The following is a 24,194-nucleotide window of genomic DNA, read 5'->3' as shown; positions in this document are numbered from 1 at the left end:
AAGGAAATAGCATGACTGTCCCGCTTCACCAGATTCTCCAGCCAGCCGACTGGGTTCCTGCCAAGGGGTATTCCAATGGTGTTGTTGCAAGGGGGCGCACCGTCTTCCTTGGGGGTCAGATCGGCTGGAACAGCAATCAGGTCTTCGAGACCGACGACTTCATCGGCCAGGTGCGTCAGGCGCTTGAGAACATTGTCACGCTTCTCAAGGAAGCGGGTGCCGGGCCGGAGCACGTGGTGCGCCTGACCTGGTTCATCACCGACAAGGAAGCCTATGGCAGCCGTCTGCGCGAGCTGGGCGAAGCCTATCGTTCCGCCATGGGCCGTAACTTCCCGCCCATGAGCGTCGTGCAGGTGGTGGCGCTGATCGAAGACGAGGCGAAGGTCGAGATCGAAGCCACGGCCGTTCTGCCGGACTAGCCGAACGTGGCTCAAGCGCCGGGCATCAGAGAACGACGCCCGGCGCTATCACTTTGCTGCGGTGCCAAGCGCCCTCGCCCTTCGACAGGCTCAGGATGAGGGCTAGTGGAAACGCCGTGCTTCTTTCCAACGTGGAACGCGGACGCAGGAGCATATGCCGTGCGTGGCGCTACGGCTTTTCTGAGCGGGGTAAGTAGCCCTCATCCTGAGCCTGTCGAAGGGCGAGGGCGCTTGGGCTCCACACCGCGAAGGCTCATCGCCCCACGCCCAGTTCGCGTGTGTCCACCTCCCGCTCGGCATCTTCCCGCGCATTGCGGCGCAGTGTGTAAACGAAGGCCACAAGGAACATGCCCGTCATCAGAAGCACGATGGTCGGGGCCGGCGCGCTGTCGATGAAGAAGCTCAGATAGACGCCAAAGAACGAGGCGAACAGCGCCACCGCCAGGCTGACAAGCAACATGCGGTCGAAGCGCCGGACGAGCAGGAACGCCACCGCGCCCGGCCCGATCAGAAGCGCAATCGCCAGAATGATGCCCACCGCCGTCAGAGCCGCCACGATGGTCAGCGACAGGATAGCCAGAAGCCCGTAATGCAACACCCGCACCGGCAGGCCGATTGCCTTGGCGTGCTGCGGGTCAAACGCATTGAGAAGCAGGTCGCGGCGGAACAGAAGAATGGCCGCGCACACAAACAGCGCAATGATGCCCGTCTGCGTGATGTCGCCCCAGGTCACGCCCAGCATGTCGCCGAACAGGATGTGGTCGAGATGCACCTCGGTCTGGATCTTGGTGTAGAGCAGCAGGCCGAGCCCGAACATGCCGGAGAAGACGACGCCCATGATGGTGTCTTCCTTCACCCGGCTGTTTTCCTTCAGATAGCCGATGCCCACCACGCAGGTCATGCCAGCCACGAATGCGCCGATGGCGAAGGGGATGCCGATGATATAGGCGATGACCACGCCCGGCAGAACGGCATGGCTGACGGCGTCACCCATCAACGACCAGCCCTTCAGGATCAGAAAGCAGGAAAGCAGCGCCATGGGCGCGGCGATCAGCACCGAGATGATGAACGCCTGCTGCATGAACGGAAAGGCGAAAGGCATCAGCGCCATGTCGAGAAAGCCGCTCATGCGCCCGCCTCCTGCATCGACTGTTCCAGCGCCTCACGGGCGCGTCGGCGCGCGGCCAGCATGCCGTGCTTTGGCGCAAAGACGAAGGCGGTGAGGAAGGTCAGCGTTTGCAGCACAACGATGATCCCGCCCGTCGCGCCATCAAGGAAGTAGCTGGCATAGGCGCCGACAAAACTCGACACCGCCCCGATGGCCACCGCGATGGCGACCAGACGCGGAAAACGGTCCGTCAGGAGATAGGCCGTCGCGCCCGGCGTCACCACCATGGCGATGACGAGAAACGCGCCGACCGTCTGCATGGCGGCAACCGTGCAGGCGCTCAGAAGCGTGAAGAAGATCAGCCGCAGAAAACCCGGATTGAGACCGATGGAGCGGGCGTGGTTCTCATCGAAGAAGGCGACCATCAGGTCTTTCCACTTAACCGCGAGCACGGCCAGCGTGACGCCGGAAATGATGACGAGCTGCAGCGTGTCGGACGGCGTGATGGCGAGGATGTTGCCCAGAACGATGGTCTGGATATTCACCGAGGCCGGCGACAGCGAGATCATGAACAGACCGAGGCCGAAGAAGGACGTGAAGATCAGACCGATGATCGCATCCTCCCGCAGCCTTGTGCGCTGGTTGAGGAAGAACATCGCGCCCGCCGCCAGACCACCGGCGAAGAACGCACCGATGGAGAATGGCAGGCCAAGCATGTAAGCGCCGGCGACGCCGGGCACGATGGAATGCGAAAGCGCATCGCCGATCAGCGACCAGCCCTTGAGCATGAGATAGGCCGACAGGAAGGCGCAGACCCCGCCCACCAGCGCGCTCACCCACATGGCGTTGACCATGTAGCCATAGGAGAAGGGTTCGAGCAGATAGGCGCTCATTTGCGCTTGCCCTCGTCCGGGCGTCCGTTCTTCTCATCGCCATAGATGACGAAGGGCCGCTCATCGTCGGTCAGAACGGTGACCTGCCGGGAATCTTCCTCGGCATCTTCATGCAGCTCCGCGCCGCCGAGCGTGAACTGGCGCAGGACGCCGCCAAACGCCTTTTCCAGATTGGCGCGCGTGAACACATCCTCGGTGGGACCGGCTGCCAGTACCGTGCGGTTGATCAGGATCGTGCGGTCGCAGAAACGCGGGACGCTGCCCAGATTATGCGTCGAGACCAGCATGACATGGCCTTCTTCGCGCAGCGCCTTGAGCAGCGCGATGATGGATTCTTCGGTCCGCACATCGACGCCGGTGAAGGGCTCGTCGAGCAGGATCACCCTGCCCTCCTGCGCCAGCGCGCGGGCCAGGAAGACGCGCTTTTTCTGGCCGCCCGACAATTCGCCGATCTGACGTTTGCGGAAATCGGCCATGCCGACGCGCTCAAGCGCGGCCTCGACCATTTCATGGTCCTGCCGGCGCGCCCAGCGCATGAAATTCATGTGGCCATAGCGGCCCATCATCACCACATCCTCGACCAGAACCGGGAAGTTCCAGTCGACTTCCTCGGCCTGCGGGACATAGGCCACGACATTGCGCTTGAGCGCCCGACCGGCCGGCTCGCCCAGGATGGAGACATCGCCCTTTGCCAGCGGAACAAACCCCATGATCCCCTTGAACAGGGTGGACTTGCCGCTGCCATTCACGCCGACAAGGGCCGCAATGGTTCCGGTGGGGATGGAGAAGCTCGCATCGCGCAGCGCCGTGTGGCCATTGCGGTAGGTGACGGTGACATCACGAACGTCAATGCCGGCGGACTGCGCCGCCGGCTTCTTCTTCATGTTCACAACGGGTGCGTTCATTGCCCGGTCAATCCTTCGGCAATGGTCTCACTGGTGACCCTTAAGAGATCCAGATAGGTGGGAACCGGGCCGTTGTCGTCGCTGAGCGAGTCCACGTAGAGAACACCGCCATAGGCCGCCCCCGTCTCGCGCGCCACCTGCTTTGCGGGGTTGGGCGAGACGGTGCTTTCGCTGAAGACGGCCGGCGCATTGGTTTCGCGGATCTGGTCGATCACGTGACGCACCTGCTGCGGCGTGCCCTGCTGGTCGGCATTGATCGGCCAGATGTAAAGCTCCTTCAGCCCGAAATCACGCGCCAGATAGCTGAACGCGCCTTCACTGGTGACAAGCACCCGGTGATCTTCGGGAATGGCCGCCAGCCGCTCACGGATCGGATCGACAACGGACTGGATCTCGGCCTTGTAAGCCTCCGCGTTCTTCGCATAGATCCCGGCATTCTCCGGATCATATTGCGAGAACGCGTCCCGGATATTGTCGACATAGATCAGCGCATCGCTGGGTGACATCCAGGCATGCGGGTTTGGCTTGCCGGTATAGGGTCCGTCACCGATGCTCATCGGCTCCACGCCTTCCGAAACGACGACACTCGGCACATCCTTCAGATTGCGGAAGAAGCGCTCGAACCAGAGTTCGAGATTGAGCCCGTTCCAGAGTATCAGCTCGGCGTCCTGCGCCCGCAGGATGTCCCCGGGCGTCGGCTGGTAATTATGGATTTCGGCATTGGGCTTGGTGATCGACTCGACCACCGCAGCATCGCCGGCGACATTGCGCGCCATGTCCGCGATGACGGTGAATGTGGTGACCGCCTTGAAACGTTCGTCCTGCGCAAAGGCGGAGGACGCGGCAAGCATTGCAATGACGAAAGTGGCCAATCGCTTGGCTGATGGCATGAGAATCCCCTGAAACACATCGAAACTGCTGCAACGCTTCATAGTTATGGTGAATTCCGCCGCCCGTCAATGCAATTGCAAATCGTTTGCAATAAAAAAGCAAAGAATGCCGGGAATGCGGGCTTTCCTGAGGAGAAGCACCGGCAAGTGAAGATCGAATCTTTGCAACTGATTGTCATCTGGCGCATAGTCTGCCGATGAATCAGCACCCCGCCCACAAGCCGGATTACGAGAAGGAACTGCGCCGCGCCGGTGTTCGCATCACCAGGCCGCGCAAGATCATTCTTCGCATTCTGACGGAAACGGACGATCATCCCGACGCGATGGAAATCTTCCAGCGCGCGACGATCATCGACCCCAGCATCTCGCTTTCAACCGTCTACCGGACCATGAAACTTCTTGAAGAAATGGGCGCGATCCACCGCCATGCCTTCGAGGGCGGACGCGCACGCTTCGAGCAGGCCGACGGTGAACATCACGACCACCTGATCGACATGGATACGGGTGACGTGATCGAGTTTCACTCGGACCGGATCGAGAAGCTTCAGGAAGAGATCGCCCGCTCGCTCGGCTACGACATCGTGCACCATCGGCTGGAGCTTTACGGCAGGAAACGCAGGAAAACCTGACCCCTGAACGCAAGAGCCGCCGTGGTGGAGGGGAAACCACGGCGGCCATGCTTGAAACACCGCGGCAGCCCGGAGAGGGGGGATGAGGCTGCCGCTATTTCGTCCGGTAAAGGCGGGGGACGAGCCTTTTGCGGACCACGGCGAAAAATGCCGCTGTGTGTTATTTTGTGCTTGAACGTGGCTATTCAAGGGCACGGGACATTACAACTTCGTAACAAACGCGTGATAGAAAGCGGTAGGCCCCGTTCCACCTTGTCAGGACACCTGTCCGAAAGGCGCGGACAGCCCCCCTTTTCCATGGACAGGCGCACCCCGCCGCGCTACCCGTAGCAGCCATGAAAAAAGGCGATCATCTCTTCCTCGTTGACGGTTCGGGCTACATCTTTCGCGCCTATCACGCGCTGCCCCCGCTGACCCGCAAATCCGACGGCCTGCCGGTGGGCGCCGTCGCCGGCTTCTGCAACATGCTCTGGAAGCTTCTGCAGAATGCGCGCGATACGGAGGTGGGCGTCACCCCGACCCATTTCGCGGTCATCTTCGACCATTCCTCGAAGACGTTCCGCAACGATCTTTACCCGGAATACAAGGCCAACCGCTCGGAGCCGCCGGAGGATCTGGTGCCGCAGTTCGGGCTCATCCGCGAGGCGACGCAGGCCTTCGACCTGCCCTGCATCGAGCTGGCCGGCTTCGAGGCCGACGACCTGATCGCCACCTATGCGCGGCTCGCAAGCGAGGCCGGCGGCGACACCACGATCATCTCCTCCGACAAGGATCTGATGCAGCTCGTGACCGAAAACGTCTCGATGTATGATCCGATGAAGGACCGGGAGATCAACATTCCCGAGGTGATCGAGAAATGGGGCGTGCCGCCCGAGAAGATGATCGACCTGCAGGCGCTCACGGGCGATTCCGTCGACAATGTTCCCGGCGTGCCGGGCATCGGCCCCAAGACGGCGGCCCAGCTTCTGGAAGAATATGGCGATCTCGACACGCTGCTCTCCCGCGCCGAGGAGATCAAGCAGAAGAAACGCCGCGAGAACCTGATCGAATTCGCCGACAAGGCGCGCATTTCGCGCGAGCTGGTCAAGCTCAGGATCGATGTTCCGGTGGAGCACGCCATCGACACGTTCGAGCTCGCCCCGCCGGACGGGCCGAAGCTGATCGGCTTCCTGAAAGCAATGGAGTTCACCACGCTGACGCGCCGTGTGGCCGAGGCCACCGGAGCCGAAGTGGCCGAGATCGAGGCCGCCCATGTGGAGGTCGAAGCCGGCGCGGACGCGCATGGCCCCGACCTCACGCCGGCCGAAGACACGGGCGATGCGGACACACCGTCGAAGCTCGCCAACAGGATCGCAGAAGCAGGCTCGGCACAGACTTTCGATCACGCCGGCTATGAATGCATCCGCGATCTCGACACACTGAAAAAGTGGGTCGCGGAAGCCTATGAGGCAGGCATCCTCGCTTTCGACACCGAGACCACCTCGCTTGATCCGATGCAGGCGGAGCTGTGCGGCTTTTCGCTTGCGACCAAACCCGGCCGCGCAGCCTATGTGCCGATCGCGCACAAGAGCGGCAGTGGCGACCTTCTGGGCGGCGGGCTGATCGAGAACCAGCTTTCGCAGGAAGAGGCGCTGGAGGCGATCCGCGCCATGATGGCCGATCCCGCCGTTCTCAAGATCGGGCAGAACCTGAAATATGACTGGCTGATCATGTATCGGCTTGGCGTGGAGATCGTCGGCTGCGACGACACCATGCTGATCTCCTATGTGCTCGATGCCGGCACCGGCAGCCACGGCACGGTGGGCCACGGCATGGACGCGCTTTCCGAGCGCTGGCTCGGCCACAAACCCATCCCCTACAAGGAACTGACCGGCACCGGTCGCAAGCAGATCACCTTCGACATGGTGGATCTGGAGCGCGCCACCGCCTATGCCGCCGAGGATGCCGACATCACGCTGCGGCTGTGGCAGGTGCTGAAGCCCCGGCTCGCCGCCGCAGGGCTGGTCTCCGTCTATGAGCGGCTCGAGCGCCCCATGATCCCGGTGATCGGCCGGATGGAGCATCGCGGCATTTCCGTCGACCGCCAGATCCTGTCGCGCATGTCGGGTGACTTCGCCCAGACGGCCGCCGGCATCGAAGACGAAATCTACACGCTGGCCGGCGAGCGCTTCACCATCGGCTCGCCCAAGCAGCTTGGCGAAATCCTGTTCGGCAAGATGGGTCTGCCGGGCGGCAGCAAGACCAAGACCGGCCAGTGGTCGACCTCGGCGCAGGTGCTGGAGGACCTGGCTGGCGCAGGGCACGAACTGCCGCGCAAGATTGTCGACTGGCGGCAGGTGACGAAGCTCAAATCCACCTACACGGATGCGCTGCCGGGCTACATCAATCCCGAGACGAAGCGCGTTCACACCTCCTACGCCCTCGCCTCCACGACGACGGGCCGCCTCTCCTCCTCCGAGCCGAACCTGCAGAACATCCCGGTTCGCACGCCGGAAGGCCGCAAGATCCGCACCGCCTTCGTGGCGCCGGAAGGCGCAAAGCTGATCTCTGCCGACTACAGCCAGATCGAGCTTCGCGTGCTTGCCCATGTGGCCGACATTGCGGAACTGAAAAAAGCGTTTGCCGACGGGCTCGACATTCACGCCATGACGGCGTCGGAAATGTTCGACGTGCCGGTGGAAGGCATGCCATCGGAGGTGCGCCGGCGCGCCAAGGCGATCAATTTCGGCATCATCTACGGCATTTCCGCCTTCGGTCTTGCCAACCAGCTCGCCATTCCGCGCGAGGAAGCCAGCGCCTATATCAAGCGCTATTTCGAGCGCTTCCCCGGCATCAAGGACTACATGGACGCCACCAAGGCCAAGGCCAAGGAACTCGGCTATGTCGAGACGATCTTTGGCCGCCGGGCACACTACCCGGAGATCCGTTCGTCCAATCCGCAATTGCGCGCCTTCAACGAGCGCGCCGCGATCAACGCGCCGATCCAGGGTTCGGCGGCGGACATCATCCGCCGCGCCATGGTGCGCATGGACGAAGCGCTTGCGGACGCCGGATTCGGCGAGGTGAAAATGCTTTTGCAGGTGCATGACGAACTGATCTTCGAAGCGCCCGAAAGCAAGGTCGACGCGGTCATCCCGCTGATCTGCGACGTGATGGAAAACGCCGCCCTGCCGGCCCGCTCCCTCTCCGTCCCGCTTCAGGTTGAAGCGCGCGCCGCCGACAACTGGAACGAGGCGCACTGACGCCATGACTGTCTTCGGGCTCGATCTGACCGTTGTCGCTTCATTCGCTCTGGCATCGACGCTGATCGAGCTTACGCCCGGACCGAACATGGCCTATCTGGCCCTGATCTCCGCCTCGGAAGGCCGCCGCCCCGGCTTCGCGACGGTTGCTGGCGTGGCGCTCGGGCTCAGCATTGTCGGCATCATTGCCGCGCTCGGCGTGGCACAGGTCATTCAGGCCTCCGACCTGCTCTATGAGGGGCTGCGCTGGGCGGGTGTGCTCTTCCTGCTCTTTCTGGCCTGGGATGGCTGGCGCGATGGCGGCGACGTCTCTGCGGCAGGAGACAAGCCAGACGGCGCGCATTTCATGCGCGGTCTCGTGACAAATCTGCTCAATCCCAAGGCGGCGGTTTTTTACATCGCCGTTTTACCGACCTTCGTGGACCCCACGCAGCCACTGACGCCGCAGACCATTCTCCTCACCTCGATCTATGTGGGCGTGGCGACACTGATCCACGGCATGATCGTGGTGCTGGCAAGCACGCTGCAGCCATTTCTGACCGATGCGCGTCGCGAGCGGATCGCCCGACGCACGCTCTCCGCCCTTCTCGCACTCGTCGCGCTCTGGTTCGGCTGGTCAACGGCGCGCTAGGTCACTGAACGTCCAGAAAAACCCCGCTGCGAAGCAGCCAGCCGCTAACCTGAGTGCGGCTGCACTTGAATCGGCTCCGGCGTTTAGCGAAGCTGACATTCGCGTCAGGTAGGCGCATAGTCGCTTCCGGCCCTTTGCGGACATTGAGGACGATTGCCAAATGTGGGTATTTGCGTGGAGCCAGCTAGGAGTATTGCGCGATGTTGCCGCCCACTGATGATGCTTGGGACGCATGGTCCCCGGAACAGCTATTCAGCCGTTTGGGCGCATCAGCCAGTGAATGGTATGTTGTGGGGGGCTGGGCACTGGACCTTTGGCACGGAGCACAGACGCGCGATCATGACGATCTGGAATTCGCAGTGCCTGCCGATCAGGCACTGCACTATCGCCACATCTTATCGGATCTGGAGTTCTTCTCTGCAAAGGATGGCAGTCTTTCTCACCTTTCCCCAGCGCAACAATTGCCCGAAGATGTCTGGCAGCAATGGGGTGCAGACATCTCGGAAGGGCGCTGGCGCATCGACATGATGGTTGATCGGGGGGCGCCTGATCGCTGGACCTACAAGCGCGATCCTGCGCTGTCCCTGCCGAGAGCAGAAGCCATTCGCGCCACCGCCTCCGGTATGAGATATCTCGCCCCCCATCTCGTCCTGCTGTTCAAAGCGAAGCATGCACGCGAGAAAGATGATGCCGATTTTCAGACAGCACTCTCCCACCTGGAGGCGGGCGAAAGGCTAGACCTTTGTCGGTGGCTGGAGCGGTTCCACCCCGGGCATGTTTGGCTTCGAGCGCTTCGCTCGTCCTGACCGACCGTTTCGTCCGCATTGCTGCCGTCCGCTCATGCCGCGGCGAATGCCCGGTTTCCGGGCAACGAACGGCGGCTTTCAGGGCAAGGTCGAGCGCTGGTGAATGACCAGTTTGCGGGCGCGAAGCGGGCGGTATCCGTTCATGCCAGCACAGGGCGGGAAGTCGCCGTTTCTTACTTGTTGCAGATTTATGAAGCATATCCGAACCCCAAGGTTCTGCTGGACCAAGGGGCTCGGCTTGTTCTTTTACCATACGCCCGCATGCAGGTTAGGGGCTGGCTGCGACGACGGCGTTTTCTGTATGGAGGTGGCCAGAACCGGCTCTCACCATAATTCGTAGCGCAGACCAACGCGGATCTCGTGCGTGGCAAGATCGCTGTCGTGGCCCTGCACGCCCGTCGCACCGGCTGCGGCCGTCGCGGCATCCCAGGCGAACATGTTGCCGCCATCCACATGACGATAGCGGTAGCCGAGGTCCACCTTCATGTTGTTGGAGAAGTCGTAGGACATGCCCGCCATGAGCGCGTAGGTGAAGCGCCAGTCCGACTCGCCCGAATGCCTGGACGTGCCCGCAAAGCTGGTGCCGCCGCAGCCGCCACCCACGCAGTAGGCGCTGTTGGCGAGTTCATCCCAGCGCATATAGGTGTAGCCAATGCCCGCGCCCACATAAGGCGTGAAGCCCACATAGGTGCCAAGATCGACATAGGCGTTTAACAGCGCGGAATACCCGGTAACTTCCGAGCCGTCCTCGGAACGACAGGTCGTTCCAGCAGGAGCGCCCGGACAGGGAACCGCGCTCGAGGTCGTCCCGTTGAAACCGGCGGTAAAGCGATCAAGCGTCGCGTCGGCGCGGAACCAGTCGGTGAAGGAATAACCAAAACCCAGACCGAAGCTGAAATCCTTCGAAAGGGAGACGCTGTCGAATGCGGCGGAACCGTAGTTCACGCCATCGAAGGTGCGATAGGTAAAGGGGTCCTTGGCGCTGGTTTTCAGCGAATAGCCAATGTCGCCGCGCAGATACCAGCCGCTGCCAATCTCCACCGGCACCACGTCAGGCGCTTCTTCAATAATGATCGGTGGGTCATAGTCAGCGGCCTGCACTGCGCCGATGGAAACCAGCGTCAGAGAAACCGAAGAGACAAGCAGACGGGTGATAGTGCTCATAATCCGAACTCCGCGAGACGCGACGGATTAAGGGTGCCCCCGCCGCTTTATCTCCCCATAATTAACAATTCGGGTTAAGCGGCGGTTAAGGCTAACGCATGGTTATCGCAGGCGTTTACGATAACGACTGCGCAAAAGAAAACCGCCCGGCAATCTGGGCCGGGCGGTTTTGAAAAATGCAGACTATCTTACGCGTAGGTCTTACTTGTAGACCGGCGGCTCGAAGGGCGGCGGATCGTAGGTGACCACCTGAGGCGCGGCGCAGTTGGTGTTGCCACCGAACTGATAGCGCAGACCCGCGCGGGCCTCGTGAACGTTGAAGCCCTTGTCGAAGCCCGGAGCAACGCCCGAAGCATACTCAAACATGCGACCGCCGTTCACACGCGTGAAGCGATAGCCCATGTCGAGGTTCAGATTCTCGGTAAGGCAGTAGGAAGCACCGGCCATCAGCGAGTAGGCGAAGCGCCAGTTGCTGGAACCCTCGTGAACCGTCGTGCCATCGGGCGTGGTGTTCGTCAGGTCGTCCCACTTGATGTGAGCGCCACCGATACCCGCACCGACATAAGGCGTGACGCCGTGATAGGTGCCAAGGTCGATATAAGCGTTGGCCATCAGCAGCCAGGCGCTATAGGCCGAGGTATCCGTGGAAACGCAAGGCACACCGCCCGAGCACGTGCCCGACGTGGAGCCGTTGAAATCGGACTTGAACCAGTAGTCCGCCGTCAGATCAGCGCGAAGGTAGCGATTGATCTGGTAACCGACACCGGCGCCCAGCGACATGGCGCCCTTCAGGTCCGTCGTGTCGAAGGAGGCCGTTCCTCCGCGAAGGCCGCCGGCCCCCGGACCATAGGTGATGTATTCGGTGCCGCGCAGCTTCGACCAGTGATAGTCGACATCGCCGCGAATGTACCATCCGCCAAATTCCGGTGCGGCGGGCTCGATGATCGGCGGCAGTGGTTCGGGCGCTTCGATGATCGGCGGTTCATAGAGATCGGCGGCATAGCCTGCGGTCGGAGCAAAAAGCAGCAAGGCCGCCCCGAAGACCTTCGTAGACTTCAACATATGTTCCCATCCTTGGCGTTGCCGCGCCCCCCTGGGCACACCGGCAAATTGCAACTCGACGGGAGTATTCGACCAAAAAAGTTAAATACGACTTAACCTTAAGCCTTAACCACGACGCGAATACACGCCTGACGCGCAAAGGCGCAAAATCAAAGCCAAAAATACAAAAAGCCAGCACGAATGCCGGCTTTTCAGAATGCTTTTTCGACAGTGCCCATCAGGGCCTGGCTCAGGCGGCGCTCTTTGAATCCGCGATCGCGCCAATCACGTCATCGACCACGCTTTCCACGAGTGCGGGATCATCGGCCTCGGCCATCACGCGGATCAGCGGTTCGGTGCCGGAGGGACGGATCACGAGACGGCCCTTGTCGCCCAGGCGGGCCTCTGCGTCGGCGATGGCCGATTTGACCGGCGCAGCCTCCAGCGGCTTGCCGCCGCTGATGCGCACATTCTTGAGCAGCTGCGGCACCGGCTCGAACTGTTTGCACACTTCACTGGCCGGGCGATCCTCGCGCTTGATGCAGGCCAGAACCTGCAGGGCGGCCACCAGCCCGTCACCCGTGGTCGTGAAGTCGGACAGGACCACATGGCCCGACTGCTCGCCGCCGATGTTCAGACCGTCGGCGCGCATGCGCTCGACCACATAACGGTCGCCCACCTTCACGCGGTGAAGGTCGAGCTTCAGGTCGTGCATGAAGCGCTCGAGACCGAGATTGGACATGATCGTCGCAACAACGCCGCCGCCCTGGAGCTTGCCGGCCTTGTGCCAGAACTGCGCGATCAACGCCATGATCTGGTCGCCATCGATCACCGTGCCGTTCTCATCGACGATCACAACGCGGTCGGCGTCACCATCAAGCGCGATGCCGATATCGGCGCGCACTTCGTGCACCTTCTTGGCGAGCCCCAGCGGATGGGTGGAACCGCAATCATCGTTGATGTTGACGCCATTCGGCTCGTCATTGATCGCGATAACCTCTGCGCCAAGCTCCCAGAGAACTGCGGGCGCCACCTTGTAGGCAGCGCCATTGGCGCAGTCGAGAACAATGCGCAGACCCGAAAGCGACATGGAGCGCGGCAGCGTCCGTTTGGCGAACTCGATGTAGCGGTCATGCACGCCATCGACGCGCGTCGCGCGGCCCAGCGCGCCATTATCGGCCAGCGCCAGCTCGACTTCCTTGTCGAGCATGGCCTCGATGCGGCCCTCGATCTTGTCCGAGAGCTTGTAGCCATCCGGGCCGAACAGCTTGATGCCGTTATCGTAATAGGGATTGTGCGACGCGGAGATCATCACGCCGATATCGGCGCGCAGCGAGCGCACGAGCATGGCGACAGCCGGCGTCGGTATCGGGCCGAGCAGGAAAACATCCATTCCCGCCGCGCAGAAACCGGAAACCAGCGCGTTCTCGATCATGTAGCCGGAAAGCCGCGTATCCTTGCCAAGAACGACGCGATGACGGTGGCTGCCATTCTTGAATGCCAGGCCAGCCGCCATGCCCACCTTCATGGCAATCTCGCCGGTCATCGGAAAACGGTTGGCGCGCCCACGGATACCGTCCGTGCCAAAATACTTCTTTGCCATTTTTTCCTTACTGCCCCTACGGCGCACTTTGTCTGGTTTGCGTGTCAAAGCGGCGTCCCTCACTCACTTTTTGCCACAGGAGCAACACTCGTTCGCATCAAATTCTGTGAGCCAGTGTAACGCTTTGCCAATAAACGTCTGCTTGCGAATTATGATTAACAACACGTTAAAAGGCACATAAATACTCGTGATTTCGCCTTTTGCGCGATTTTGGTAACATTATCAAGAAACCAAAAACGCCGTGAAACTGAGTTCACGGCGTTTTCATTTGTTACGGCAATTGGCGTTTTGAGATCTGCCTAGCCCTGCGGCTGAGGTTCCATACCGCCTTCCGGTTCGTCGCCATCCTTCTTCTGGCCCTGGGAGCGCGTACCGGTTTTCGGCACGGCGGAGCCGCGGGAAGGGGGCGTGTCGTCACCGGCATCGCGCGAGGGCTTCTCACCACGCAGCAGCGCCTTGATCTCATCACCCGACAGGGTCTCATATTCGAGCAGGCCTTCGGCAATGGCGATCCAGCCATCGTTCTTCGTGGTCAGGATCTCACGCGCCGTCGCATAGGCCTCATCGATCAGACGGCGAACTTCGCTGTCGATCTTCTGCTGCGTTTCCTGCGACATGTTCTGCTGGCGTGCAACGGAATGGCCGAGGAAGACCTCTTCCTGGTTCTCGCCGTAAGCCACCTGGCCGAGTTCGTCCGAGAAGCCCCACTGGGTCACCATGGCGCGGGCAAGCTTGGTGGCCTGCTCAATGTCGGAAGACGCGCCGGAGGTGATGTTCTCCTTGCCGAACTTCAGTTCTTCGGCAACGCGGCCGCCCATCATGATGGCGAGACGCGACACCATCCACTTGTAGCTCATCGAGTAGCGGTCGCCCTCGGGAAGCTGCATGACCATGCCCAATGCACGGCCGCGCGGAATGATGGTCGCCTTGTGGAGCGGATCCGCCTTCGGCACGTGGAGCGCGACCATGGCGTGGCCGGCCTCGTGATAGGCGGTCAGTTCCTTCTCTTCCTGGGTCATGGCGTGCGAGCGGCGCTCGGCGCCCATCATGACCTTGTCCTTCGCGTCCTCGAATTCCTGCATGGTGACGAGACGCTTGTTGCGGCGCGCCGCCATGAGGGCAGCCTCGTTGACGAGGTTGGCGAGGTCCGCACCGGAGAAGCCCGGCGTGCCACGCGCGACGACCTTGAGGTCGACATTCGGCGCCATCGGCACGTTGCGCACATGCACTTTCAGGATCTTCTCGCGGCCAGCCACATCCGGGTTCGGCACCACGACCTGACGGTCGAAACGGCCGGGACGCAGAAGCGCGGGGTCGAGAACGTCCGGACGGTTGGTCGCGGCGATCAGGATGATGCCTTCATTGGCCTCGAAGCCGTCCATCTCGACCAGAAGCTGGTTCAGCGTCTGCTCGCGCTCGTCATTGCCGCCGCCGAGACCGGCGCCGCGATGACGGCCAACCGCATCGATTTCGTCGATGAAGATGATGCAGGGCGCGTTCTTCTTGGCCTGCTCGAACATGTCGCGCACGCGGGAAGCGCCGACACCAACGAACATTTCAACGAAGTCAGAACCGGAAATCGTGAAGAAGGGCACATTCGCTTCACCGGCCACGGAGCGGGCCAGAAGCGTTTTACCGGTACCGGGAGGGCCAACTAGCAGCACGCCGCGCGGGATCTTGCCGCCCAGCCGCTGGAATTTCTGCGGATCGCGCAGGAATTCAACGATCTCCTCGAGATCCTCCTTGGCTTCGTCGACACCCGCCACGTCCTGGAAGGTCACGCGGCCATGCGCCTCGGTAAGCAGCTTGGCCTTGGACTTGCCAAATCCCATGGCGCGACCGGAGCCCGACTGCATCTGGCGCATGAAGAAAATCCACACGCCGAGAATCAGGATCATCGGCAGCCAAGAGATCAGGTAGCCAAGGAAGGAGTTGGAGCTGTCGGTTTCAGGCCGGGCGTTGATCGTGACGCCGCGATCCTCCAGACGCTGCACCAGCGACGGATCGCCAGGAGAATAGGTCTGGAAGGTCGTGCCATTGCCGGTATAGGTGCCGGTAATCCGCTCGCCGGTGATCGTCACCGACTCGACGCTGCCCGAAGAAAGCTCCTCAAGAAACTGCGAATACGCGATGTCGCGCGTCGCGCCGCGCTGCTGCGGCGCCTGGAACAGGTTGAAGAGCGCAATCAGCAAGACGGCGATGATCGCCCAGAGCGCAAAGTTTCTGTAATTCGGATTCATATAAGTCCCGCAAACTCGCCGGTTGCCGGCGATCGTCCGTTTTTCGTGGTCTGAAATAACATAGGGAGCCAGTGCTTTCTTGCCAAGCCAAGCCACGGCATCAGCTCGCCTTTAGGTTAAGCCTCTTCGCTGAATGTGGTCCGCTGATGGCGACGCGATAACAGTTTTGGCACCGGTCAGCCGGATCAGCGCCTGCGCCAGCACCATATCGAAGGAGGGAAGAAGATGCGCCCATGGGGCGGGAACCCGCAAACCGCCATCCTTCATGCGGTTTCGCGCGGGGCCCAGGCAGGTTTCCCCCTCCCAGAACGCCGGTTCGGCAAATTGCGCAGCAAATAGAACGTCCTGAGGGGTCACAGACGCCGTTTCCGGCAGGCAGTCGCGCGCCAGAACGCCAAACGGCGCGATCATCACCCCGGCATCCGCGCCAAGACGGTAGCGCCCATCCCACAGGAGCGGCTGGGCCGCACGGTCCATGGCCGGCAGATTGCGCCGCTCGCGATGCAGATAAAGACCACTTGAACGAAGGTCTAAGACCGCCCGCGACAATGTGGCGCAAAAACCGTCACGCAACCGCAGCAGGACGCGTCCGGAGGGCTCGATCGCCGGCAATTGCGCAGCGCCACCGGCCATCGCCGCCAGAACGCGCAGCGCGTAGAGCAGCGCAGCCTCATCATCCACTTCCAGAAACCCGGTTTCGGCGCGATAAAGCCCCGGCGCAACACAGCGCCAATGCGCATCGATCAGACACGCCGCGCGCGCGCCCAGCGCCATGCGCTCGGCCGCCGCATCCGCCGCCTCGAGAACCAGCATTCGGGCGGTTTCCGCATCAAGCGCCTTGCGCACACGCACACGCTCATAAGCCGGATTGTCATTGGTCGGATCGTCGATCCAGCGCAGGTCGCGCGAAACGAGATAGTCGCGCAGCACCGCACGGTGAAGCCCCAGAAGGGGGCGGGCAAACCAGACTGAACCATCGTGAAGCGTGGCGGGCGCAATGCCGGCGCCGCCGCGCCCCGCGCCACGGTCGGCGCGCATCGAAACGGTCTCGGCCTGATCGTCCTGCGTGTGACCGGTGAAAATCAGGCCAGCGCCCGCATCACGGGCGGCCTGCGCCAAAAGATCGAGCCGCGCCGTGCGGGCAGAAGCCGAAACGCCCGTCGCCGGCTTTTCGCCGCGCCAGACCATTGTTTTGTGCGCAATGCCGTGGCTCCGGCACAGGGCAGCGACAAAGCGCGCCTCATCTGCCGATTCCGGCCGCAGGGCATGATCAACCGTCACGGCTGTCAAAGCCGGCGCATCAGCCTGCGTGTCGAGAAAATCCTTGAGAAGAAACAGAAGGGCGAGAGAATCGCCACCGCCGGAAACTGCCGCAATCACGCTGCTCTGTTTGGCAAATGCGTAATCGCCGAAAAGCGCTCCGGGATCAGGAAGAACCACCGGGTTCAGCAACCCGCAAGGGCCTTTTCCTGTTTGACACGCTCACGCAGCGCGCTGGAAATGTCGGGGTATTTCTGGCCGATTTCATTGTAGGTAACACAGGCCACATCGCGCTGGTTCATCGCTGCCAGCGAGATACCGAGCTTCAAGAGCATATCGGGAGCCTTGTCCGCACTGGGGTAGTCGCGGCTGGCGCGCAGAAAGATCTCTGCGGCATCGCGGTAGCGATCCTGACCGAGCAGAGATTCACCAAGCCAGAAATGAGCGTCGGAGGTGCGCGCATCGCCCGGGAAGCGCTCGATGTGCTGACGGAAACCGGCTTCCGCCGTCTTGTAGTCGCCCGACAGGATGAATTCGTAGGAGTTTCTGTAAAGCTCGTCGGGATTGTCGGCCGAAGGCAGCGCCGCCACCTGATCGTTTTGGCCAAGACCGTTTTGACCGACACCGTTTTGACCGGCGCCGTTCTGGCCAATGGGGCCAAGCTGGCCGATTTCGCCCGCCTGGGTCAGATCAACAGGCTCGCCGACCTCGCCACCGATGATGTTGCCATTCTGGTCGAACCGCACGCTGCCGAGCGAACGTGGCGGCGCGCCGACGGTTGGCGCGTCCCGCGACGCGCTCTGTGTACCGTCAGCGGCGCCACCGGGCAGGGGGGCCTGCTCGGTTCGCTGATCGGGCATTCCGCCAGCCGGCGCAGCACCCGAGCCACCGTTCTTTTCCAGCTCCTGAAAGCGGAACTCATTGTCCTGCTGCATGCGGCGCATTTGATCCTGCATCTGCAGAATCTGGAAGTTCAGCTCTTCCACGCGCCCATTGAGCTGCCGAAGCTGCTCTTCCAGAGCGCCAACGCGCGGATCGCCAGCCTGGGCAAAAATGACATGCCCGGAGTTCCGTTCAGCCGAGCCCATTTCGGGCATTGTCGCGGGACCGAAAGCAAACGCCGACCCCGCCATGAGAAATGGCAGCGCAAGAACGCCGCCCACAACCGTTCGCAAAAACATTCCAATCTCGCTTTCGCAATAGATAACGGGGCTGTTCACTGCCCCATTTGCTCTTTATCAGGGCGTGAGACTTCGGCCAAATTTTGATTTCAGCCATCCGTTGCTCGACAGCATGGCGCTTTTCGCCCTCGTAAGCGGACGCAGAAACCGCTATATGGCGCCTCAAAGGACAAGGAATGGCACGCATTTATCAAACACGCGCATGGGAAAGCCAGCTTTCGCCGTCGCTCCAGGAAATGGAGCTTCTGGCGCTAGAATCCTATGCGAACTTCCCGGAAGAGTTCCGCAAGCTGACCGGTGAGATCATCATTCAGGTCGCTGAGTTTCCGACGGAAGAGATCATGGACGATCTGGCGCTGGAAACGCCGTTCGATCTGCTTGGCCTGTTTGAGGGGCGCGGCATCGCCGAACGCTGGAACCCGGCCACGGGGGAAGGTCCCAACCGCATCACGCTTTATCGGCGCGCGATCCTTGATTACTGGGCCGAGAACGAAGAAACGCTGGGCGACATCATCAACCACGTCCTCATCCATGAAGTGGGCCACCATTTCGGCCTTTCCGACGATGATATGGCGCGCATCGAAGAGTCGGTAGCCTGACAACACCAGCCGCAGATCGCGTTGATCACGTGGATCAATAGTCCCCGAGCTTCATGTCCGGGGTGTATTCAAGCCCGTCGATTTCCTTGCAGACCGCCTGACCGCAGCGCATCGTTTTGGTCTCCGCGTCATAGGCATAGGTGGGCGAGCCCTGCAGGACCCACCCCTTGTTGAGCGCCGCCGTCACCTTGTGGCAGAAGCTGGAATCGTCCGGACCGGTCAAAAAACGATAGAGCCTCATGGGGCCGTCTCCCTGTTGTCTTTCTCTCTGATCGCATCGGCGCGCGCCAGCAATGTCTGCGCCATTTCCAGATGCAGGCGCTCCACCATGCGTCCATTGAGCGAAATCACGCCGCGCCCGGCGTTCTTCGGATCAGCAAAGGCCGTGACAATGGCCTCGGCTTCGGCGATCGCCTCGGAAGAGGGCGCGAAAACCGCATTGGCCGGCCCGATCTGCGCGGGATGGATGAGCGTCTTGCCATCGAACCCCATGGAGCGCGCCTCAAGGCAGCTTGCCTCGAACGCCTCCAGATCGCGGAAATCATTGGAGACGCCATCAAGCACCGACAGGCCACCGGCCCGCGCGGCCATGACAAGCTGGAACAGGAAGGGCGACAGGTAGCGCCGGTCAGCGGTCAGCTCGATGCCGGTTTCCTTGGCCAGATCGTTCGTGCCGGCAACCAAGCAGGAAAGACGCGCAGCCGGATCGCGCCCGAGCTCTGCGATGGGCCCGAGATTGAGAACGCCGCGCGGCGTCTCGATCATCGCCCAGAGCTTCAGACTGCGCGGCGCATCGGTCTCGTCCAGCATCGCGTCCACATCGAGAATGTCGCGTGGCCGGTCGACCTTGGGCAGAAGAATGGCGTCGGGCCGCATGGCGCGGGCTGCCAGAAAGTCTTCCGTGCCCCAGATGCTCGAAAGCGCATTGATGCGCACGACGATCTCGCAGCGCGGCCGGTCGCCACCGTTCAGGAAGTCCCGCAGCCGCTCGCGCGCCGCCAGTTTTTCCTCCGGCCCCACCGCGTCTTCGAGATCGTAGATCACCACGTCGCAGGCCAGAGACGTGCTTTTGAGCAGCGCCTTTTCATTGCTGGCGGGCGCGTAGAGAACGGAACGGCGAAGACGTGCGGGATGGTGCTGCATGCCCGTTTCATGGCCCAGTACCGCATCCGAAGCAAGAGAGCTTTGCTTTGCGGAGCCGGCTTGTGTATGGAGGTGCGGCAGATAAAATGGCCGCTCAGACAACGGACCAGGATTTATGGACAAGTTCACCAAGCTGACGGGCGTCGCCGCGCCCATGCCGATCGTCAATGTCGACACCGACATGATCATCCCCAAGGATTATCTGAAGACGATCAAGCGCACCGGTCTCGGCGCCGGACTTTTCGCCGAAATGCGCTTCAACGAAGACGGTTCCGAGAACCCGGACTTCGTGCTCAACAAGCCTGCCTACCGGAATGCCAGCATTCTCGTTGCCGGCGACAATTTCGGCTGCGGCTCGAGCCGTGAGCATGCCCCGTGGGCGCTGCTCGATTTCGGCATTCGCTGCGTGATTTCCACCAGCTTCGCCGACATCTTCTACAGCAACTGCTTCAAGAACGGCATCCTGCCCATCAAGGTGAGCCAGGAAGAGCTGGACATGCTGATGGACGACGCCCAGCGCGGCTCCAACGCAACGCTGACGGTCGACCTGGAAACGCAGGAAATCCACGGCCCCGACGGCGGCGTGGTGAAGTTCGAGATCGACGCCTTCAAGCGGCACTGCCTGCTGAACGGCCTCGACGACATCGGCCTCACCATGGAGAAGGCTCCGGCCATCGAGACCTTCGAGAACAAGTACACGGAAAGCCATCCGTGGGCTTAACCCAAGATGATAGAGGCGGCCCGCGCCGCCTCATCTCCACGGGGTCTCCCTTCGAAAAGACCGCAGGCTACAGCCGCGCGGTCGTTGACGGAGACTGGTGCTTCGTTTCCGGTACCACGGGCTATGACTATGCAAGCATGGCCATGCCCGACAGTGTGGAAGAGCAGACACGCAACTGCCTTTCCACCATTCGCGCAGCGCTGACCGAGGGCGGCTTCGAGCTCGCCGATGTGGTGCGCGCGCATTATTACGTGACCAGCCGCTCTTATGTGTCCCGTGTCTTTCCGATCCTCGGAGAAGCCTTCGGCGATATTCGACCCGCAGCGACGATGATTGTCTGCGAGCTGAACGAACCGGAGATGAAAATCGAGATCGAGGTGACCGCCCTCAAGCGCAACCGTACCGCTTCGTACGGCAGCAGCCTTGCGCAATCCGGCAGAGCGGATTAGCAAGTCCCTCGAATTACCAGTTCGAGAGGCATTCCATGGCAACGCGCAAACTCCTTCTTCTCCCCGGCGACGGCATCGGCCCAGAGGCAATGGCCGAGGTCAAAAAGCTCATCGACATGATGAACGCCGACTTCAATGCCGGTTTCGAGACCGAGGAAGGCCTCGTGGGCGGCTGCGCCTATGACGCGTGTGGCCAGTCGATCTCCGATGCCGACATGGACAAGGCCATGGCGGCGGACGCCGTTCTGTTCGGCGCGGTCGGCGGTCCCAAGTGGGACGGCGTTCCCTACGAGGTTCGTCCGGAAGCCGGCCTCCTGCGCCTGCGCAAGGAGATGGAGCTGTTCGCCAATCTGCGTCCGGCCATCTGCTACCCGGCGCTGGCCGCCACGTCCTCCCTCAAGCCTGAAGTTGTCGAGGGCCTCGACATCCTCATCCTGCGCGAGCTGACCGGCGGCGTTTATTTCGGCGAGCCCAAGGAGATCATCGATCTGGGCAATGGCCAGAAGCGCGGCATCGACACACAGGTTTACGACACCTACGAGATCGAGCGCATTTCCGGCGTCGCTTTCGAGCTGGCGCGCACGCGGAGCAACAAGGTCTGCTCCATGGAAAAGCACAACGTCATGAAGTCGGGCGTGCTCTGGAAAGAGGTCGTCGCCAACACGCACAAGGCGAAGTATTCCGACGTCGAGCTGACGCACATGCTGGCCGACGCCGGCGGCATGCAGCTCGTGCGCTGGCCCAAGCAGTTCGACGTCATCGTCACCGACAATCTGTTCGGCGACATGCTGTCTGACGTTGCCGCCATGCTCACCGGTTCGCTTGGCATGCTGCCTTCGGCTTCGCTTGGCGCGCCGGACGAGAAGACCGGCTCGCGCAAGGCGCTTTACGAGCCCGTGCACGGTTCCGCACCGGACATCGCCGGCCAGGGCATCGCAAACCCGATCGCCATGATCGCTTCCTTCGCCATGTGCCTGCGCTACTCCTTCAACATGGTTGAAGAGGCGGACCGTCTGGAGAAGGCGATCGCTGCGGTTCTGGAAGACGGCCTGCGCACCCGTGACCTCATGTCTGAAGGCATGACCGAAGTCGGCACCACCGCCATGGGCGACGCCATTGTCGCCAAGTACAAGGCGCTCGCCTGATCGTCTGTGCCCGTCATGGCCCCATGAAGGCCGGGCCACAAAATGCCGAACGGGCCGCTCAGGCCCGTTCATTTACGCTATTGCGTTGACTTGCGACCGATTCAGCGTAAAACAACGCCCGGAAACGGAGACCCCTTTGCCATGCGCGCGCATCACGAAGCGCCATTTGCACAAAGTTTTTTGAACGCAGCCGGGAACGGCAGCGTCGGTCTCTGCTTTACCAAAACGACAGCCAAAACGACGACCAAAACGGTCTGACACCTCGGCTGCTCGTTCTCTCCCCGGGCCTAGCCGGGGAGAAGATGCCTGCTGGCTGCAGGCCTTCAAATCAAAGCCAAGCGGAGAGAGACAGGAGTTAAAAACCACATGGGTTTCAAGATAGCTGTCGCCGGCGCCACGGGGAATGTCGGCCGCGAAATGCTCAATATCCTCGAAGAGCGCGGCTTCCCGGCAGACGAGATTGTCCCGCTTGCTTCACGCCGTTCGGTCGGCACCGAGGTTTCCTACGGCGACAAGACGCTGAAGGTTAAGGCACTCGAGTCCTACGACTTTTCCGACACCGATATCTGCCTGATGTCGGCCGGCGGTTCGATCTCCAAGGAGTATTCTCCGAAGATCGGAAAGCAGGGCTGCGTCGTGATCGACAATTCGTCGGCCTGGCGCTACGATCAGGACGTGCCGCTGATCGTTCCTGAAGTGAACCCCGAAGCGATCGAGGGTTTCACCAAGAAGAACATCATCGCCAATCCGAACTGCTCCACGGCGCAGCTCGTGGTCGCGCTGAAGCCTCTCCATGAGGCAGCGACGATCAAGCGCGTGGTCGTGTCCACCTACCAGTCGGTTTCCGGCGCGGGCAAGGAAGGCATGGACGAGCTGTTCGAGCAGACGCGCGCCGTTTTCGTCGCCGATCCGATCTCGACCAACAAGTTCACCAAACGCATCGCCTTCAACTGCATTCCCCATATCGACGTCTTCATGGAAGACGGCTTTACCAAGGAAGAGTGGAAGATGGTCGCCGAGACCAAGAAGATGCTCGACCCGAAGATCAAGCTCACGGCCACCTGTGTGCGCGTGCCGGTGTTCATCGGTCATGCGGAAGCCGTGAACCTGGAGTTCGAGAAGCCGATCACGGCCGACGAGGCGCGCGAGATCCTGCGCGAAGCGCCGGGCTGCCAGGTCATCGACAAGCGCGAGGACGGCGGCTACGTGACGCCTTACGAGAGCGCCGGCGAAGACGCCACCTATATCAGCCGCCTGCGTGAAGACCCGACGGTCGACAATGGTCTGGCTCTGTGGGTCGTCGCCGACAATCTGCGCAAGGGCGCTGCCCTCAACACGGTGCAGATCGCCGAGCTTCTCGTGGCGCGCGGCCTGATCCAGCCGAAGAAGGAAGCTGCCTGATCTCAGGCGGGTTCTTTGATGGAAGAACGAGAAAAGCGGGCCTTTGGGTCCGCTTTTTCTTTTACGCCGTGGTTGTTCGTTGAGGCCGGCGCTCGCCCCTCATCCGCCTGCCGGCACCTTCTCCCCGTATACGGGGAGAAGGAAGATGGCCGCAACGTGGATGCCTCCCTCTCCCCGCGCGCGGGGAGAGGGTAAGGGTGAGGGTCAAGCGCCATCACGGGTAGCGTCACACCACACCCCAAACAAAAATGGCGGGCCTTTCGACCCGCCATTCTCAATTTCCGGGCCGCAAGAGCCCGAAGGATGCAAAGCTTACTCGCTTGCAGCCTCTTCAGCCGGAGCCTCGGCAGCAGCAGCGGCTTCAGCTGCAGCAGCCTTTGCCTCTTCCTCAGCCTGCTTGGCAGCGTCGATGCGCTCCTGCGCCTTCTTGCCCGGCAGACCCTTCTTCGGGTTGCTGCGCTCGTCGCGCTTTGCAATGCCAGCCTGGTCGAGGAAGCGCAGAACACGGTCGGTCGGCAGTGCGCCGTTCTCGATCCAGTACTTGATGCGCTCTTCGTTCAGAACAACGCGCTCGCCGTCCTTGGCCAGCATCGGGTTCCAGGAGCCGACCTTCTCGATGAAGCGGCCGTCGCGCGGGCTGCGCACGTCGGCGATGACGACGTGGTAGTAGGGGCGCTTCTTGGAGCCCGCACGGGCCAGACGAATTTTCAGTGCCATGGGATGT

Annotated in this window: 23 protein-coding genes; 10 read left to right on the top strand and 13 right to left on the bottom strand. The window is 61.6% G+C overall.

Translation table 11 applies throughout. From position 1 onward, the window contains the following. The first annotated feature begins 11 nt into the window (after positions 1-11). Positions 12-419: a RidA family protein gene (locus AC4PTT_RS01615; protein WP_113156092.1), complete on the top strand. Its 408-nt coding sequence runs from the start codon at positions 12-14 to the stop codon at positions 417-419. Between the two features lie 253 nt (positions 420-672). On the opposite strand, the gene AC4PTT_RS01610 is transcribed toward AC4PTT_RS01615, so the two are convergent. Genes AC4PTT_RS01610 through AC4PTT_RS01595 form a run of 4 tightly spaced genes read right to left on the bottom strand, consistent with a single transcriptional unit; the run spans position 673 to position 4,176 of the window. After that, entirely contained in the window at positions 673-1,548 is an 876-nt protein-coding gene (locus AC4PTT_RS01610) for a metal ABC transporter permease (RefSeq protein WP_317088451.1), read from the bottom strand. Continuing rightward, a complete protein-coding gene (locus AC4PTT_RS01605) occupies positions 1,545-2,420 on the bottom strand; it encodes a metal ABC transporter permease (protein WP_206553286.1) in 876 nt (291 codons plus the stop codon). The genes AC4PTT_RS01610 and AC4PTT_RS01605 overlap by 4 nt, the downstream gene beginning before the upstream one ends. Further along, on the bottom strand, positions 2,417-3,325 hold the full coding sequence (locus AC4PTT_RS01600) for a manganese/iron ABC transporter ATP-binding protein (RefSeq protein WP_390881234.1): 909 nt from the start codon (positions 3,323-3,325) through the stop codon (positions 2,417-2,419). The genes AC4PTT_RS01605 and AC4PTT_RS01600 overlap by 4 nt, the downstream gene beginning before the upstream one ends. Then, positions 3,322-4,176, bottom strand: coding sequence for a metal ABC transporter substrate-binding protein (locus tag AC4PTT_RS01595; protein WP_317560895.1), 855 nt, complete (start codon positions 4,174-4,176; stop codon positions 3,322-3,324). Before AC4PTT_RS01595 ends, AC4PTT_RS01600 begins: the two co-directional genes overlap by 4 nt. Positions 4,177-4,412: 236 nt before the next feature. Here AC4PTT_RS01595 and AC4PTT_RS01590 point away from each other — a divergent pair, with 236 nt between their 5' ends. The 4 genes from AC4PTT_RS01590 (at position 4,413) to AC4PTT_RS01575 (ending at position 9,523) form a co-directional block, all read left to right on the top strand. Further along, on the top strand, positions 4,413-4,844 hold the full coding sequence (locus AC4PTT_RS01590) for a Fur family transcriptional regulator (protein ID WP_113153578.1): 432 nt from the start codon (positions 4,413-4,415) through the stop codon (positions 4,842-4,844). A 335-nt stretch (positions 4,845-5,179) separates the two neighbouring features. Beyond that, the gene (polA, locus tag AC4PTT_RS01585) at positions 5,180-8,086 is read left to right on the top strand and encodes a DNA polymerase I (protein WP_492161986.1); all 2,907 of its coding nucleotides are present in this window, start codon (positions 5,180-5,182) and stop codon (positions 8,084-8,086) included. A 4-nt stretch (positions 8,087-8,090) separates the two neighbouring features. Next, positions 8,091-8,717 (top strand): LysE family translocator, encoded by a 627-nt coding sequence (locus AC4PTT_RS01580; RefSeq protein ID WP_204360854.1) that lies wholly within the window; start codon positions 8,091-8,093, stop codon positions 8,715-8,717. 200 nt (positions 8,718-8,917) lie between these two features. After that, positions 8,918-9,523, top strand: a complete 606-nt coding sequence (locus tag AC4PTT_RS01575; protein WP_475083616.1) for a nucleotidyltransferase domain-containing protein — start codon at positions 8,918-8,920, stop codon at positions 9,521-9,523. Between the two features lie 324 nt (positions 9,524-9,847). Here the strand turns inward: AC4PTT_RS01575 and AC4PTT_RS01570 are convergent, their stop codons facing one another. The 6 genes from AC4PTT_RS01570 to ybgF form a co-directional block, all read right to left on the bottom strand. Continuing rightward, positions 9,848-10,687 carry an outer membrane protein gene (locus tag AC4PTT_RS01570; protein WP_206995487.1) on the bottom strand — a complete coding sequence of 280 codons (840 nt, stop codon included), beginning with the start codon at positions 10,685-10,687 and terminating at the stop codon, positions 9,848-9,850. Positions 10,688-10,888: 201 nt separating this feature from the next. Next, positions 10,889-11,749 (bottom strand): outer membrane protein, encoded by an 861-nt coding sequence (locus tag AC4PTT_RS01565; protein WP_206545600.1) that lies wholly within the window; start codon positions 11,747-11,749, stop codon positions 10,889-10,891. A 229-nt stretch (positions 11,750-11,978) separates the two neighbouring features. Next, positions 11,979-13,331, bottom strand: a complete 1,353-nt coding sequence (glmM, locus tag AC4PTT_RS01560; protein WP_113153584.1) for a phosphoglucosamine mutase — start codon at positions 13,329-13,331, stop codon at positions 11,979-11,981. Positions 13,332-13,630: 299 nt separating this feature from the next. Further along, positions 13,631-15,571, bottom strand: coding sequence for an ATP-dependent zinc metalloprotease FtsH (gene ftsH, locus AC4PTT_RS01555; protein ID WP_206545599.1), 1,941 nt, complete (start codon positions 15,569-15,571; stop codon positions 13,631-13,633). Positions 15,572-15,682: 111 nt separating this feature from the next. Continuing rightward, positions 15,683-17,011, bottom strand: a complete 1,329-nt coding sequence (tilS, locus tag AC4PTT_RS01550) for a tRNA lysidine(34) synthetase TilS (protein ID WP_492161985.1) — start codon at positions 17,009-17,011, stop codon at positions 15,683-15,685. A gap of 5 nt (positions 17,012-17,016) precedes the next feature. Beyond that, a complete protein-coding gene (ybgF, locus tag AC4PTT_RS01545) occupies positions 17,017-18,012 on the bottom strand; it encodes a tol-pal system protein YbgF (protein WP_492161984.1) in 996 nt (331 codons plus the stop codon). A 176-nt stretch (positions 18,013-18,188) separates the two neighbouring features. On the opposite strand from ybgF, the gene AC4PTT_RS01540 reads away from it, so the two are divergent. Then, positions 18,189-18,611 (top strand): metallopeptidase family protein, encoded by a 423-nt coding sequence (locus AC4PTT_RS01540; RefSeq protein ID WP_113153588.1) that lies wholly within the window; start codon positions 18,189-18,191, stop codon positions 18,609-18,611. Between the two features lie 34 nt (positions 18,612-18,645). On the opposite strand, the gene AC4PTT_RS01535 is transcribed toward AC4PTT_RS01540, so the two are convergent. Together AC4PTT_RS01535 and AC4PTT_RS01530 are read right to left on the bottom strand one after the other, a co-directional pair. Continuing rightward, positions 18,646-18,852 (bottom strand): DUF1737 domain-containing protein, encoded by a 207-nt coding sequence (locus tag AC4PTT_RS01535; protein WP_206545596.1) that lies wholly within the window; start codon positions 18,850-18,852, stop codon positions 18,646-18,648. Continuing rightward, positions 18,849-19,754, bottom strand: coding sequence for an HpcH/HpaI aldolase/citrate lyase family protein (locus AC4PTT_RS01530; protein WP_297560833.1), 906 nt, complete (start codon positions 19,752-19,754; stop codon positions 18,849-18,851). The genes AC4PTT_RS01535 and AC4PTT_RS01530 overlap by 4 nt, the downstream gene beginning before the upstream one ends. Positions 19,755-19,869: 115 nt before the next feature. On the opposite strand from AC4PTT_RS01530, the gene leuD reads away from it, so the two are divergent. From leuD to AC4PTT_RS01510, 4 genes are all read left to right on the top strand, one after another. Continuing rightward, positions 19,870-20,475, top strand: coding sequence for a 3-isopropylmalate dehydratase small subunit (gene leuD / locus AC4PTT_RS01525; RefSeq protein ID WP_113153591.1), 606 nt, complete (start codon positions 19,870-19,872; stop codon positions 20,473-20,475). Continuing rightward, positions 20,466-20,924 (top strand): RidA family protein, encoded by a 459-nt coding sequence (locus AC4PTT_RS01520; protein WP_492161983.1) that lies wholly within the window; start codon positions 20,466-20,468, stop codon positions 20,922-20,924. Before leuD ends, AC4PTT_RS01520 begins: the two co-directional genes overlap by 10 nt. A 35-nt stretch (positions 20,925-20,959) precedes the next feature. Continuing rightward, entirely contained in the window at positions 20,960-22,069 is a 1,110-nt protein-coding gene (leuB, locus tag AC4PTT_RS01515) for a 3-isopropylmalate dehydrogenase (RefSeq protein ID WP_113153593.1), read from the top strand. A gap of 366 nt (positions 22,070-22,435) precedes the next feature. Then, a complete protein-coding gene (locus AC4PTT_RS01510) occupies positions 22,436-23,470 on the top strand; it encodes an aspartate-semialdehyde dehydrogenase (protein WP_206545593.1) in 1,035 nt (344 codons plus the stop codon). A 312-nt stretch (positions 23,471-23,782) separates the two neighbouring features. Here the strand turns inward: AC4PTT_RS01510 and rpsP are convergent, their stop codons facing one another. Continuing rightward, on the bottom strand, positions 23,783-24,187 hold the full coding sequence (rpsP, locus tag AC4PTT_RS01505; RefSeq protein WP_113153595.1) for a 30S ribosomal protein S16: 405 nt from the start codon (positions 24,185-24,187) through the stop codon (positions 23,783-23,785). Positions 24,188-24,194 lie beyond the last annotated feature (7 nt).

This window comes from Nitratireductor sp. WH36-1, assembly GCF_058725515.1.
Note: the sequence above shows the minus strand (reverse complement) of the source record. Positions and strands in the feature narration are given on the sequence as shown.